This is a genomic window from Massilia sp. MS-15, assembly GCF_020176695.1.
GTDB lineage: Bacteria > Pseudomonadota > Gammaproteobacteria > Burkholderiales > Burkholderiaceae_D > Telluria > Telluria hydrophila.
This window is the reverse complement of record NZ_JAIWIA010000068.1, coordinates 1-13,952: the sequence shown is the minus strand read 5'-3', so window position 1 is coordinate 13,952 and position 13,952 is coordinate 1. Positions and strand designations below refer to the sequence as shown.

At 64.2% G+C, this 13,952-nt stretch carries 10 protein-coding genes and 3 tRNA genes; 6 read left to right on the top strand and 7 right to left on the bottom strand.

The features are described 5' to 3' along the window. The first annotated feature begins 168 nt into the window (after window positions 1–168). Complete coding sequence (locus LCI23_RS19715) at window positions 169–1,161, top strand: D-2-hydroxyacid dehydrogenase family protein (protein WP_224948153.1); 993 nt, start codon at window positions 169–171, stop codon at window positions 1,159–1,161. On the opposite strand, the gene LCI23_RS19710 is transcribed toward LCI23_RS19715, so the two are convergent. Then, window positions 1,158–1,928, bottom strand: coding sequence for an L-asparaginase (locus tag LCI23_RS19710; protein WP_224948152.1), 771 nt, complete (start codon window positions 1,926–1,928; stop codon window positions 1,158–1,160). The two genes, LCI23_RS19715 and LCI23_RS19710, sit on opposite strands and share 4 nt — an antisense overlap. A gap of 134 nt (window positions 1,929–2,062) precedes the next feature. Here LCI23_RS19710 and LCI23_RS19705 point away from each other — a divergent pair, with 134 nt between their 5' ends. Next, entirely contained in the window at window positions 2,063–2,548 is a 486-nt protein-coding gene (locus tag LCI23_RS19705) for an asparaginase domain-containing protein (protein ID WP_224948151.1), read from the top strand. A gap of 82 nt (window positions 2,549–2,630) precedes the next feature. Beyond that, window positions 2,631–4,253, top strand: coding sequence for a catalase (locus tag LCI23_RS19700; protein ID WP_224948150.1), 1,623 nt, complete (start codon window positions 2,631–2,633; stop codon window positions 4,251–4,253). A gap of 122 nt (window positions 4,254–4,375) precedes the next feature. On the opposite strand, the gene LCI23_RS19695 is transcribed toward LCI23_RS19700, so the two are convergent. From LCI23_RS19695 to LCI23_RS19670, 6 genes are all read right to left on the bottom strand, one after another. Continuing rightward, the gene (locus LCI23_RS19695) at window positions 4,376–5,011 is read right to left on the bottom strand and encodes a DVUA0089 family protein (protein ID WP_224948149.1); all 636 of its coding nucleotides are present in this window, start codon (window positions 5,009–5,011) and stop codon (window positions 4,376–4,378) included. A 216-nt stretch (window positions 5,012–5,227) separates the two neighbouring features. Further along, window positions 5,228–6,124, bottom strand: a complete 897-nt coding sequence (locus LCI23_RS19690) for a recombination-associated protein RdgC (protein WP_224948148.1) — start codon at window positions 6,122–6,124, stop codon at window positions 5,228–5,230. An 89-nt stretch (window positions 6,125–6,213) separates the two neighbouring features. Then, window positions 6,214–7,326: a DNA polymerase IV gene (gene dinB, locus LCI23_RS19685; RefSeq protein ID WP_224948147.1), complete on the bottom strand. Its 1,113-nt coding sequence runs from the start codon at window positions 7,324–7,326 to the stop codon at window positions 6,214–6,216. 143 nt (window positions 7,327–7,469) lie between these two features. Then, window positions 7,470–9,149, bottom strand: a complete 1,680-nt coding sequence (locus tag LCI23_RS19680; RefSeq protein WP_224948146.1) for a S8 family peptidase — start codon at window positions 9,147–9,149, stop codon at window positions 7,470–7,472. A 435-nt stretch (window positions 9,150–9,584) separates the two neighbouring features. Beyond that, window positions 9,585–11,792, bottom strand: coding sequence for a TonB-dependent receptor (locus LCI23_RS19675; protein ID WP_224948145.1), 2,208 nt, complete (start codon window positions 11,790–11,792; stop codon window positions 9,585–9,587). 159 nt (window positions 11,793–11,951) lie between these two features. Beyond that, window positions 11,952–13,223: a glycerate kinase gene (locus tag LCI23_RS19670; RefSeq protein ID WP_224948144.1), complete on the bottom strand. Its 1,272-nt coding sequence runs from the start codon at window positions 13,221–13,223 to the stop codon at window positions 11,952–11,954. Between the two features lie 186 nt (window positions 13,224–13,409). Between LCI23_RS19670 and LCI23_RS19665 the strand changes: the two genes are divergently transcribed. From LCI23_RS19665 to LCI23_RS19655, 3 genes are all read left to right on the top strand, one after another. After that, window positions 13,410–13,485: transfer RNA gene (locus LCI23_RS19665), tRNA-Val, on the top strand. A 40-nt stretch (window positions 13,486–13,525) separates the two neighbouring features. After that, window positions 13,526–13,602, top strand: a tRNA-Asp gene (locus LCI23_RS19660). Window positions 13,603–13,683: 81 nt separating this feature from the next. Then, window positions 13,684–13,760 (top strand) — tRNA-Asp (locus tag LCI23_RS19655). The last annotated feature ends 192 nt before the right edge of the window (window positions 13,761–13,952 follow it).

Here is a 13,952-nt window from a genome sequence, read left to right as displayed (position 1 = left end):
GTGTCGCACCCTCAATAATTGGCCGATTGTACACCCTGAAAACCGTGATTCATGCTCAGCTACTACAAAAAAGTAGCCAGAATAACCTAGCAATGTAGTAGGCTATTCCGCGAGTTTTTGTAAGCTGTTATTTCGCTACGCGCGTAACATTATCTGGATGCAACTCCCATGAAAATAGCTGTTCTGGACGACTACCAGGACGCCGTGCGCGGCCTGTCCTGCTTCCGCCTGCTCGACGGCCATGAGGTCAAGGTCTTCAACATTTCGGCGCGCGGACTCGGCCAGCTGGCGATCCGCCTCGCTCCCTTCGAGGCCGTGGTACTGATCCGCGAGCGCACGGCCTTCCCTGCCGCGCTGCTGGGGCGCCTGCCGAACCTGAAACTGATTTCCCAGACCGGCAAGCTCAGCGGCCACGTCGACGTCGCCGCCGCAAGCGAACTGGGCATCGCAATCGCCGAGGGCATCGGCTCGCCGGTCGCGCCATCGGAACTCACCTGGGCCCTGATCATGGCGGCCAGCCGCAAGATCCTGCCGTATGCGAACAACCTCAAGGATGGCCTTTGGCAAACGGCCTCGACCAATCCGGTACTGAATGGCCTCGGCCGTTCGCTGCGCGGACGCACGCTGGCGATCTGGGGCTACGGCAAGATCGGACGCCTGGTGGCCAGCTATGGCCAGGCCTTCGGCATGCGGGTGCTGGTCTGGGGCAGCGAAGGCAGCCGCCAGGCGGCCACGGCCGATGGCTACGAGGCGGCCGCGTCGCGCGCCGTGCTGTTCGCCCAGGCCGACGTGCTGAGCCTGCACCTGCGCCTGGCGGACGCCACGCGCGCCATCGTGAAGGCCGAGGATTTCGCGCGCATGAAGCCGGATGCGCTGTTCGTCAACACCAGCCGCGCGGAACTGGTGGAAGAAGGCGCGCTCGAACAGGCACTGCGCGCCGGACGCCCGGGCCAGGCGGCGCTGGACGTGTTCGCCAGCGAACCGCTACGTCCGGATGCGCCGCTGCTGCGCATCCCGACCGTGCTGGCCACGCCCCACCTGGGCTATGTCGAACAGGACAGTTACGAGATCTATTTCCAGGCAGCGTTCGAGAACGTCCTGCGCTTCGCCGCCGGGCAGCCGGACAATATCCTGAACCCGGAAGCCCTGGGCAGGCGCTAGCTTTCCTGCCTGAGCTCGGGTTCGGGTACGCCGGTAAGGCTGGGCCGCGGCGCCGGCAGCACGTGGGTGCCGGTCCAGAGGCCGGCCCAGCCGGGCGGCCAGCCGAGGGCCGGGCCGGCATAGGGCTGCAGGCCGGCGCGGACCGGCACCACCGGCACCGGCGGCGCTTCCACCAGCGCAGCGCCGGCCGGGCGCTCCATGTTCAGGCTGTACATGTAGCCCGGCAGCAGCAGCTCGCAGGCCCGGGCGAACCAGACCGTATGGTCTTCGTCGCGGCCCAGGGCCTGGGACAGTCCCTGTGGGTCGAACTTCGCCAGGGCGTGGACCAGCTCGTCCGTGCTGGCGCCCGGCGAGTCGCCCCATCCCATCACCGGGTTGTTGTTGTAGTCGGCGCCCGAACCGTACCAGCCTTCGCGCCAGGTGCGCTGCATCCAGTTGCGCGGCCCCGTGAACAGGTGCCAGCGCCAGTGCAGGCCGGACGGCTTGGGCCAGGAATACAGGTAGAGCTTCTGGTAGCCGGCCTCGTGCAGCGCGCGCACCATGGCCATCAGGCGCGCGTGCGGCATGCGGTCGGGCGGCGCGCGCCGGAACAGGATCGGTTCGCCGTCGGCATGCTGCACCTCGTCGCTCGACAGGTTCAGGTCGAGGGTGCGCTGCTCGCTGCCGAAACGCGCCGAAATCCAGCCGGTCAGCAGGTTGACGTGGGTGATCACGCCATAGCCGCGATGGCGGTGGAAGATGACGGTACCCGGGGCAACGGCTTTCATGGGAACAAATGGAGTGAAGAAAAGAAAGGGAATGGACTCATCCGATCCGGACGATTCTAGCGCGTCGCATACGGATACACTACCGTTTGCGGCTATCATTACCCACCTTTTTTTCTGCACGTGGACAAACCAACATGACTTTGCGCATCATCGCCACCGGCGGCACTTTCGACAAACATTACAACGAACTGAACGGCGTACTGGGCTTTGCCGACAGCCATTTGCCGGCTGTGATCGCACGCTCGCGCATGACGGTGCCGGTGGAACTCGAGGTGCTGCCGCTGCTCGACTCGCTCGACATGCGGGACCCCGACCGCCAGCGCGTGCTGGCATCCTGCCAGGCCGCCAGCGAGCGCGCCATCGTCATCATCCACGGCACCGACACCATGCGCGAGACCGCCGCCGTGCTGGGCGCGGCCGAGCTCGGCCAGACCATCGTGCTGACCGGCGCCATGATCCCCTACGAGATCGCCAACTCGGACGCGCTGTTCAACCTCGGCTTTGCCTGTGGCGTCGCCCAGACCCTGCCGGCCGGCGTCTATGTCGCCATGAACGGCCAGGTGTTCCCGTGGGATAACGTGACCAAGAACCGCGCTGCCGGCGTGTTCCAACCGCTCTAATTCCCAAGGGCAGGCGCGCGCTGCACGGGCACATGCCTCCCTATACTGCTCTCTCCAAGAGAATCTGTCCGAGGAGAGAGCAATGAACGAGCAGCGTCCCTTCCTGACCACGCGCCAGGGCCACGCGGTCCGCGACAACCAGTCGCTGCGCTCGGTGGGCGAACGTGGTCCGGCCACGCTCGAGAATTACCAGTTCATCGAAAAGATCACCCACTTCGACCGCGAGCGCATTCCCGAACGGGTGGTGCATGCGCGCGGCACCGGTGCCCACGGCTATTTCGAAGCCTATGGCACGATCGGCGGCGAGCCGGCCGGCAAGTACACCCGCGCCCGGGTGCTGAACGAGACGGGCGTGCAAACGCCCGTGTTCGTGCGCTTCTCGACCGTGATCGGGGCCAGGGAGTCGCCCGAGACGGCGCGCGACCCGCGCGGCTTCGCCATCAAGTTCAAGACCGTGGATGGAAACTGGGACCTGGTGGGCAATAACCTGAAGGTCTTCTTCATCCGCGACGCGATCAAGTTCCCGGACATGATCCACGCCTTCAAGCCGGACCCGGTCACCAACCAGCAGGAACCCTGGCGCTTCTACGATTTCATCTGCGGCCATCCGGAGGCCCTGCACATGGTCACCTGGGTCAAGAGCCCATGGGGCATCCCTGCCACCTACCGCGAGATGGAAGGCTCGGGCGTGAACACCTATAAACTGGTGAACGATCAGGGCGTGGCGCACCTGGTGAAATTCCACTTCCAGCCCAGGCAAGGCGTGCGCAACCTCACTGCCAGCCAGGCGGCCGAGATCCAGGCGCACGACACCAGCCACGCCACGCGCGACCTGTACGGGGCGATCGAGCGCGGCGAATTTCCGGAATGGGAATTCTGCGTGCAGATCATGAGCGACGGCGAGCATCCAGAACTCGATTTCGATCCGCTGGACGATACCAAGCGCTGGCCGGAAGACCAGTTCCCGCTGCTGCCGGTGGGCCGCCTCGTGCTCAACAAGAACCCGGACAACGTGTTCGCCGAAACCGAGCAGTCCGCCTTCGGCACCGGCGTGCTGGTGGACGGCATCGATTTTTCGGACGACAAGATGCTGCAGGGCCGTACCCTGTCCTATTCCGATACCCAGCGCTACCGCGTCGGCCCGAACTACCTGCAGCTGCCGATCAACCAGCCACAGGAAGCCGCAGCCGCGCGCACCAACCAGCGCGATGGCCAGATGACGTATTACGTGGATGGCCGCGGCGAAGACAAGCACATCAACTACGAACCGAGCCTGATGGGGGGCTACGACGAGGCGCCGAAGCCGGACAAGGAATACCACCAGTACGTGGAAGGGCACCTGGGCCGCTACCAGAATACGCGCACGATGGACGACTACGGCCAGGCGGGCGCGCGCTACCGCAGCTTCGAGGACTGGGAACGCGACGACCTGGTCGGCAACGTGGGCGGCGACCTGAAGCAATGCCCGGAACCGATCCAGCTACGCATGGTGTGGCACCTGTGGCACTGCGACGAGGATTATGGAAGGCGCGTGGCCGAGGTGGCGGGCATTGACCTGGACAAGGCCCGGGCCCTGGCGCCACTGCCGGGCAAACCGGCGCCGCACCAGAACAGGCCCGGACCGACGTATTCGAACGGCAAGCGCGAAAATGGGGATGGCGGCCAGCGCGAGCCGGCAACGAGCGAAGAAATCGCTGCCAAGTAGTCCGCACGAGAATGAAATTTTATTTCATTTAGATTCAATTATTGAAATAATATTTCACCTGGCGATGGCAGCTCACGCCTGGCGTGATCCGGCCAGGACAGCCGGATCACGCCAGCCAGCACTCAGGCTTGCAGCTTGCGACGGCGGCGTGCCATCGCCAGGCCCGCAGTGCCCGCGGCAAGCAGCCCCAGCGAAGCCGGTTCCGGCACCTCGCCCGGTTCATCCGGCGGGATCTCGGCACTGGTGACATTCAGGATGTCGAAGGCCCAGTGGGAGTCTCGACGGTCGCCGTTTTCATCGACGAACCCATCACGGAAATTGCGGTTATCGACACCATCGTAGGTGTATCCAGCGGACAAATTCCCACGCGAGAAATTGCTATATTGCTGAATTGTCACGATGTAGTTACCGGCTAATAAGTCCTCACTACGGTTGACATCCCAGCAGGAGCCAGTTACCGCGTCGGGGTCCACCAGGCTGCAGCCGGCGTCATCCTGCTCGGCGATCCGGGTGCCGTCCGCGCTGAACAGGGCGAGGATGGGATCGAAGCCGCCGCGCAGGATGGTCTGACCGGCGGCGTTCACGCCGCCTGCGTACGACCAGCTGCGCAGCGTTACCGTTCCGGCCTCGGTCAGCGTGAAGTTGAAGCGCTGGACGTCGTTATCGTAGGTGAAATTACCGGTGAACGAGAGGTTGGCGGCTTGTGCCAGTGAGGCAGAGCCGAGCAATGCAATGGCGAAAAGCTGTTTGAGTTTCATCTTGGCGGTCATCCCTGAAAGTTAATCGGAAGTTGCCGAAAACTTTTAGCAAGGAATGTGCCAATTGTTAAGTCAATGTTAAATAAGGAAATTTTTTCGCGGCACTAAACGCGCTGTAAAGATCGCCGACGACGCCCTCTCACCTTTGGCGGAAGGTGCTTGGAAACATCCTGTTTTCGGGGAAATGGCCGGTGCCAGCGAGCACCGGCCAGGGATTCAGGCCTTGGCTTCGCCGCCCAGGGCCTCGACCACGTCGGCCAGCAGCTTGGCCAGCTCGCCCGTCATCAGGGTGATGTCGTTGTCGAAACGCTCATCGTCGCTATAGGTGACGGCTTCGCCTTCCTTGATCACGTCCAGTGGCTTGACGCCCTTGATCGCCAGCGACTCGGTCAGCACAAAGCTGATGCGGTCGTTCCAGGTCATGGCCAGGCGGGTGCACTGCTTGCCGGAAGCAATATGGCGGCGGATATCGTCCGGCTCCAGCGTATGCTTCACATAGCGCACGGCGGCGCGGCTTTCGCCGGTGGCACGCAGTTCGGTGTCCTGGTCGATGGTGAAGCCGTAGGGCGCTTCGTCCGCTTCCAGCCAGCCGGTCATCACCGCCACCGGCGAGCGCTGCACGCGCAGCGATTCCAGCGGCATGCGGTCCACGGCCTTGAGCAGCAGCTTGATGACGTCGTCCGCCTTCGATGGGCTGGCGGCGTCCACCACCAGCCAGCCGTTGACCGGATCGATCCAGACCCAGACATTGCTGCGGATCGAGAAGGCGCGCGGCAGCAGCTCGTCGGCCACACGCTCCTTCAGTTCCTTCATGGCTTTTTTGCCGGGCGGGAAGCCCTGCTGCTCTTCCAGTTCGGCGGCCTTGGCCTTGGCGACCTGGTTGATAACCGAGCTCGGCAGCAACTTCTTCTCGGTGCCCAGCATCATCAGCATCTGCTTGTTGACGACATGGACGAGCTTGCCATTGCCGCGTGGCGAATCCCAGCCCTGGCGCAGCAGTTCATTGCTGCTGGCGGGCGTGAAAGCCTGCGACTGCAGCGCTTCTTCCATCTGTTCGGGGTTGAATGCCCAGGGAGCGGGCAGGCGGTAAATCTGGAGATTCTTGAACCACATACGCTGTTATCCGATTGTTTCAGTATTTCAAGGGAACGACATTCTACGCTGCCAACTGGACATTACGACCGGCAGCGGTGGGAAAAAAATTAATCTGTTGCCGAGTCGTCAATGGCCTCGACGATGGCGCCGGGCAGTACATCGTCGAACAGGCGCAGCTGCTCGACTGTCTCGGTATCGCCCAGGCGTACGCCCACGCCGAGCAGGCGTACCGGCCGGCTGTGACGGGCCCAGCCGGTTTCCATCAGGCGCGCGTAGGTCGGCATGTGCGGCGCGTGGCCAGCACACTCGACGGTAGTCTGCTGGAAGTCCGAAAACTTGATTTTTACGAAGAGCTTGTGGATGAATTTCTCAGCGCCATTGCGCTTGATACGGCCCAGCAGGTGCTCGACCAGTTCCGGCAGCAGCTTCAGGCAGGCATCCAGGCTGGGCACGTCGGGCGTATAGGTTTCCTCGGTGCTGACCGACTTGCGCTCGCGCGAGGTGTTGACCGGGCGCTCGTCGATGCCGCGGCAGAGTTTGTACAGGCGGTAGCCGAAGCTGCCGAAGTGTTCAAGCAGGCGCTCGATGCTCCAGTGGCGCATGTCGCCGCAGGTCTGCAGGCCCAGGCGGTGCATCTTGTCGGCGGTCACCTTGCCGACGCCGTACAGCTTTTTCACAGGCAGCGCGGCAACGAAGGCATCCACCTCGTCCGGGCGCACCAGGAACAGGCCGTCCGGCTTGTTCCAGTCGCTCGCGATCTTGGCCACGAACTTGTTCGGCGCCACTCCGGCCGAGGCCGTGATGCCGACGGTGTCGAAGATGCGCTGCCGGATCTCCTGCGCGATCAGGGTGGCGCTGCCCTTGCAGTGGGAAGAATCGCTGACGTCGAGGTAGGCTTCGTCGAGCGAGAGCGGCTCCACCAGCTCGGTGTAGTCGCGGTAGATATCCATGATCTGGGCTGATGCGATGCGGTATTTCTCCATCGCTGGCGGAATCACCATCAGTTGCGGACAGAGCTTCATGGCCTGGGCCGTGGCCATGGCCGAATGGATGCCGAAGCGGCGCGCCTCGTAGTTGCAGGTCGCGACCACGCCGCGCTGGTCGGGACGGCCGCCGACGGCGAGCGGACGCCCGCGCAGCGAAGGATCGTCGCGCATCTCGACCGATGCGTAGAAGCAGTCGCAATCGCAGTGGATGATTTTACGGAGCGGGGAATTCACATCGACGTCGTCAGGTGACGGCAGGGCCGACTACTGTTATTCCATACAGTATCCGTTTTTTCTTGCAGGACGTCAAAAAAAGGCGCGGCATGCCGCGCCTTCGGGAGGAAGACGGCGCCCGCGGGCGCCGCTTCGTCCGTGGCTTACCAGTTCAGCTGCAGGGTGTACTTGCCGCTGGTCGAACCGGTACCGCCGCTGTAGTACACCACGCGCACATAGCGGGTCGAGGTGGTGCTGCCGGTGTTGGCCGAGCTCACGTTGTCGGCTGCGCCGGCGCCATTCTCGCTACGGCCGAGCAGCGTGCCCGCGCTGTTGTACACGTACAGGTCGTAGTCCGAGGTCGCGCCCGGGGTCATGGTCGCGCTCAGGATCTTGCCTGCCGGCAGATCGACACGGAAGTAATCGGTGTCGCTGCTGCTGCCCATGTTGGCAGTCACCGTGGTGCCGGCGGTGGAGACCAGGTCGGCGCTCGAGAGCGTGTTGTTCGACTCGGACTCGGCGATGGTCGGACCGGCCGGCGGCGTAGTGCCGCCGACCGCCGCATTCACCGCCGCGGTCGCGTCCACGATGCCGGTACCGCAGCCCGAGCAGCTCGCCGGGAAGGCGCGCGCGGTCGATTTCAGCATGCTTTCCACCTGGTCCGGTGTCAGGGCCGGCTTGGTGGCGAACATCAGCGCGGCGACGCCGGCCACGTGCGGGGTGGCCATCGAGGTGCCCTGGTAGCCGGCATAGTTATCCGAGCCCGGGGTCGAGGTACCCGAGTTCAGGGTCGAGATCACGCTGTAGCTGCCGTCGCCACCTGGCGCCGCCACGTCGACCAGGGTGCCGTAGTTCGAGTAGGAAGCACGGCCGCCGGTCTTGCCGGTAGCGGCCACGGTGATGACACCGGAGCAGTTCGCCGGGCTCGCGTTGCTGACGTTCATGTTGTCGTTACCAGCAGCCACCACCACGACCGAACCGCGCGAACGGGCGCCATTGATCGCGCTCTGGGTGGTCGCATCGCAGGCGCCGGTGCCGCCCAGCGACATGTTCAGCACCTTGGCCTTGTTGGCATTGGTCGGCACGCCGCTCACGGTGCCGCCCGAGGACCAGGTGATCGCGTCGGCGATGTCGGAGGTATAGCCGCCGCACTTGCCCAGCACACGCACCGGCACGATCTTGGCGTTGTATGCGACGCCGGCCACGCCGAGGCTGTTATTGGTCCTGGCGGCCACGGTGCCGGCCACGTGGGTGCCGTGCCAGCTCGAGCCCGACGCCGGCGAACCGGTGCCGCACTCGCCCGCGGCCACCCAGTCGCCCGGATCGCTGGCGTCGCTGTCGCGGCCGTTACCATCGTTGCCGATGGCGGCGGTACTGATGAAGTCGTAGCCGGCCAGGATCTGGCCGCTCAGGTCGGCATGCGGACGGTAGCCAGTGTCGATCACGGCCACCACCACGCCGCTGCCGGTGGACTTGTCCCAGGCGGTTGGCAGGCGCAGGCCGCCGGTGCTGTCGGTATAGTGCCATTGCTGGGCATAATAAGGATCGTTGGCGGTCGCCATGTGGGTCATGATGCGGTCCGGCTCGGCATATTCGATGCTCGGATCGCGCGCCATCATTTCGGCGGCCAGCTTCTTCACCTCGTCGAGGTGCTTGCGGCCGTTCAGCTTGAACACGTGGGCGCCGGTCGAGATGGTGTGGCTGCTGCTCACCAGCATGCCGAATTCCTGGCCAGCACGATCCAGCCTGGCCTTGCGGTCGGCAGTCACGGCGGCGGCGCGGGCCAGGCCCTTCGCGGCCGGTGCCGAGTCCTTGTACTTCACGATGATACGGTCTGTCTCCACGATGAATTTCTGCTCTGCCGCGCCGGCCGCAGCCGTCACGAGCGCGAGCGAGATTGCAGCGCACATCTTCAACATTGCAGGATGAATCGAATGCGTTTGCTTCATGTTTCTTCCTTATTGATATGTTTTCCGTCAAGCGAAATGCACCTCGCCTGTGTCGTTGATTTCCGGTCATGACCGGTGCCGTCTGTATGCGGCGAAAGCAGCGTAATACGAAAGGAAGAGATCGAGCGTGACAATTCGATACAATTTCGGTGTATTCACAACACGAAATCGATCACGATGTTCAAAAACATTTTTTCTTTGGGAAAAGGTTTAAATAGGCAAATAACGTATGCCACATTTCAAGATGAAATTTATAAACCTTTTTTCCTAAGGGAATGAAAAAGGCCGCGCAATGCGCGGCCTTTGCAGGAAGCAGGACCTGATGCGATATCAGAAATTGCCCTTGAATTGAACGCCCCATTGCCGCGCTTCATTGGTGAAACCGGTCAGGTTGTTGAAGTCGATCGCGCCCGTGATGCGGCGCTGGTCCAGCACGTTACGGCCGAAGGCAGCCACTTCATACTTGCCGCCACCAAAGATATAGCCCAGGCGCAGGCCACCCTCCGTCAGCGGCGCGCCCACGAACTCGGTCGCCTCATACAGGAAGAAATTGATTTTGCTGCGGTAGGACCAGTCGGTGAACAGGTAGAGCTCGCCATCGCCGACCGGCACGCCGTAGCGGGCGGTGGCATTGACGGTCCAGCGCGGTGCCTGCGGCAGCGGGTTGCCGTTGATGACGACGCGGCCGGCGCCATTCAGCGGATCGGCCACCGTGCATTGTGCGCACTTGTTGACCGACAGGCTGGCATCGCGGATCTGGGTGTAGTTGTAGCCCGCGCCGGCGCTCACGCGCAGCGCGCTGGTGAGGGCCGCCTCGAAGTCGAACTCGGCGCCCTTGCCCTTGGTCTTGTCGGCATTGATCAGGCGGTTGACGTTGGAATTGCCGCCCACCACGGTCAGCTGCTGGTCCTTCACCGTGTAGTCGTACACCGAGAACGAGCCGCGCGCGCGGCGCTCGAACAGGTCGGCCTTCAGGCCCAGTTCATAGGAGGTGATGGTCTCCGCAGTCGCCACCGTGATCGGCACCGCGGCCGAGGCCGCCGCGATGCTCGGCGCGCGGAAGCCCGTCGCCACGCGGCCGTACAGGTTCATGCTCGGGCTCAGCTTCCAGGTCGCCGACAGGTCCCAGTTGACCTTGTCCTGGCTGGCTTCCACCGAGCGCGGACCGATCTGGTTCACGTTCTCGTTGACCAGGGTGCGGAATTCCTTCTCGTCCTTGGTGTAGCGCACGCCGCCACGCACGGTCCAGTCCGGGCTGATGGTGTAGTTCAGCGAGGCGAACGCGGCCCAGGCCTCGTTCTTCTGGTTGCTGACCAGGCGCGAAGTGCGGGCGCCGGCATTGTTGAAGTTGTCGCTGCCGCCGGTCGCATCCTCGTCGAAGAAGTACAGGCCGGTCTGCCAGTTGAGCGGGCCGGCACTCTTCGACTCGAGACGGAATTCCTGCGAATACTGGTCGAGGTCGGTGATGTAGCCACCGGTCTGGACCTGGAAGGGGATGCTGCCCGGGCCGGCCGGCGTGCCGCCGTCGATGTCGCCGCGGCTGAAGTAGTCGCCCACGTGTTCATAGCCGGTCACCGAGAACAGGCGCACGCTGCCCAGGTCCCAGCTCAGGCGCAGGTTGGCGCCGCTGCTGCGCAGGCGCTGGAAGTTGTCGGCATTGGTGACGATCTTGTCCAGGTCGTAGCCCGGCACGATCTTGTTCGTGCCCTTCTGGATCAGGTTGGCGCGGAACAGGCGCGCGCTGCCATGGGTGCGGCGCTGGTGCAGGTTCAGCAGGGCATTGAAGCGCTCGCCCGGGGCGTACAGGAACTGGACGCGCTCGGCGTGCTCGTTATAGCCGTCGAGCTCGTTGCGTTTGCTGGTCATGGCCAGGTCGCTGAAGTTCTCGACGAAGTCGTCGCGGTGCTGGCCGACGGCGGACACGCGCATCGCCCAGTGCTGCGCCAGCGGCACGTTCACGGCGCCTTCGGCATTGGCCGTCATGTGGGTCGCCAGCGACAGGTTGGCATAGCCTTCGGCCTTGCCCAGCTTGGGACGCTCGGATTCGAACTTGACCACGCCGGCCGGGGTATTGCGGCCGAACAGCGTGCCCTGCGGGCCGCGCAGCACTTCCACGCTGGCCAGGTCGAAGATCGGGAAGCCCTTCAGGATCGGGTTTTCCTGCACCACGTCGTCGTACACGAGCGAGACCGGCTGCGAAGCGAAGGTGTTGAAATCGGTGTTGCCGTAGCCGCGGATGTAGAAGCGCGGGAAGGTGCGGCCGTTCGAGGATTCGACGTTCAGGCTCGGCACCTTGCCGGCCAGCAGGCGGATGTCTTCGCCGCCCGAGACCAGCACGTCCAGCTTGTCGCCCTTGAGCGCGGTGACGGACACCGGCACGTCGCGGATGTTCTCGGTACGGCGCTGCGCCGTCACGGTAACGGTCTGCAATTCCGGCGCCTGGTCCGCTGCGGCTTGGGTCTGTGCCTGGGCTGGCATGCCGGCGGCCAGCGCCAGCAGGCCGAGCACGCGCTTGTGCATCTTTGACATCTTCATCATGGCGTATTTCCTTGGGATGGATAAAAGAACCGATGTCTCCGTTCTCTCTTGCGGCCGGCAGTGGGTTGCTGTTGTTTTAATTTTGCCGGTTTTATAAGGCGCGTATTGTCAGTGATGTGTATGTCTCGATGCAAGGCGGGATGCTGTGTTGATGGATATTTACAACACGTCGCTCTCGATGACGATGGCCCGGAAATCGTTGACGTTGGTGCGGGTAGGACCGGTGACGAGCAACTGGCCGAGCGCACCGAAGAAGCCGTAGCCGTCGTTGTCGCGCAGGCGCGCACGCGCATCCAGCCCCTGGGCGCGGGCCCGGGCCAGGGTGCCGGGGGCCAGCCAGGCGCCGGCATTGTCTTCGCTGCCGTCGATGCCGTCGGTGTCGGCCGCCAGCGCATGCACGCCGGGCAAACCGTCGAGCGCAAGCCCCAGGGCCAGCAGGAACTCGGCGTTGCGCCCGCCCCTGCCCTGACCGCGCACGGTGACGCTGGTTTCGCCCCCGGACAGGATCACGCAGGGCGCACGCAGGGGCTGGCCGTGCTGCACCACCTGGCGCGCGATACTGGCATGCACCAGCGCGACCTCGCGCGCCTCGCCTTCCATGCTGGCGGACAGGATCAGCGGCGCATAGCCGGCCACGCGCGCGGCCGCGGCCGCGGCGTCGAGCGCCCTCTGGGCGGTGACGATGACGTGCACTTCGTTGCGCGCCAGGCGCGCATCGCCCGGCAGCGGCGCCGCCAGCTGCGCGTCGAGCAGGACGGCGCGCACGGCATCCGACACGGCAATCCCGTACTTGTCGAGAATCGCGAGCGCATCGCGCCCGGTGCTGCCGTCGGGTACGGTCGGGCCTGAGGCCACCACGGCCGGGTCGTCGCCCGGCACGTCGGACACGACCAGGGTCACGACCCGGGCCGGGTGACAGGCCAGCGCAAGCCGCCCGCCCTTGATGGCGGACAGGTGGCGGCGCACCCGGTTGATCTCGCCGATCGGCGCGCCACAGCGCAGCAGTTCCCGGTGCAGCGCGCGCTTTTCCTCGAAACCGATGCCTGCTGCGGGCAGCGCCATCAGGGCCGAGCCACCACCGGACAGCAGGCACAGTACCAGGTCGTCCGGCCCCAGTCCCGCGGCCGCCTCGAGCATGCGCCGCGCCGCCTGTTCGCTGGCTGCATCCGGCACCGGGTGGCCGGCTTCGATCACCTCGATGTGGCGGGTCGGCGCGCCATGGCCGTAGCGCGTGACCACCAGCCCGGCGAGCGGCCCCCGCCAATGGCGTTCGACCGCCTCGGCCATGCGCGCGGCCGCCTTGCCGGCGCCAAGCACCAGCGTGCGCCCTGCCGGAGGCAATGGCAGGTGCGGCGCGACGAGGTGGTAGGGATCGGCGGCGGCCAGCGCGGCCTGGAACAGGCGTGGCAACAGCGGGTGGGCAGTCGGCATGGCGGCTTTCATTCAGGGCGGGCCATGATATTTACACAAAAGTGCCGGCGCCGGGAAAACCTGCGTTTCCGACAATTTTCTATTTTTTTCGAAAACCCTTGCATACCTTGAATTCCAGCCTCTATAATTCGGGCCTCTTCGGACGCGATGACAAGCGTCGGACAGACACCTCTGGATAGAGAAGCCGGGCGCTTAGCTCAGTTGGTAGAGCGGATCCCTTACAAGGATTAGGTCGGGAGTTCGAGCCTCTCAGCGCCCACCACGCATTCAGCAGGTTGATCGAAGTACTGATCAGAGTAAACGGAGCGGTAGTTCAGTTGGTTAGAATACCGGCCTGTCACGCCGGGGGTCGCGGGTTCGAGCCCCGTCCGCTCCGCCAGCATCAAGGAAAAAGGTCCGATTCGTCGGACCTTTTTTTCGGATCGGCTGCCTTGCAGCCAGGTCCAGGTTCCAGAGTCATGGAGCGGTAGTTCAGTTGGTTAGAATACCGGCCTGTCACGCCGGGGGTCGCGGGTTCGAGCCCCGTCCGCTCCGCCAGCCACAAGGAAAAAGGGTCCGAGAAATCGGACCCTTTTTCTTTGGCGCAGTCAACCGGACCTATGGATGAGGACCGAACTGCCGAGCAGTTCGGCGGTCGAACGCCTGTCTCCCTCGACAGGAACCGGTCATGCGCGCTCCCCGCTTCAGGAAGTGGTTCGCCCAGCTGCCCGCGCTGAACGTGCCGCAGCG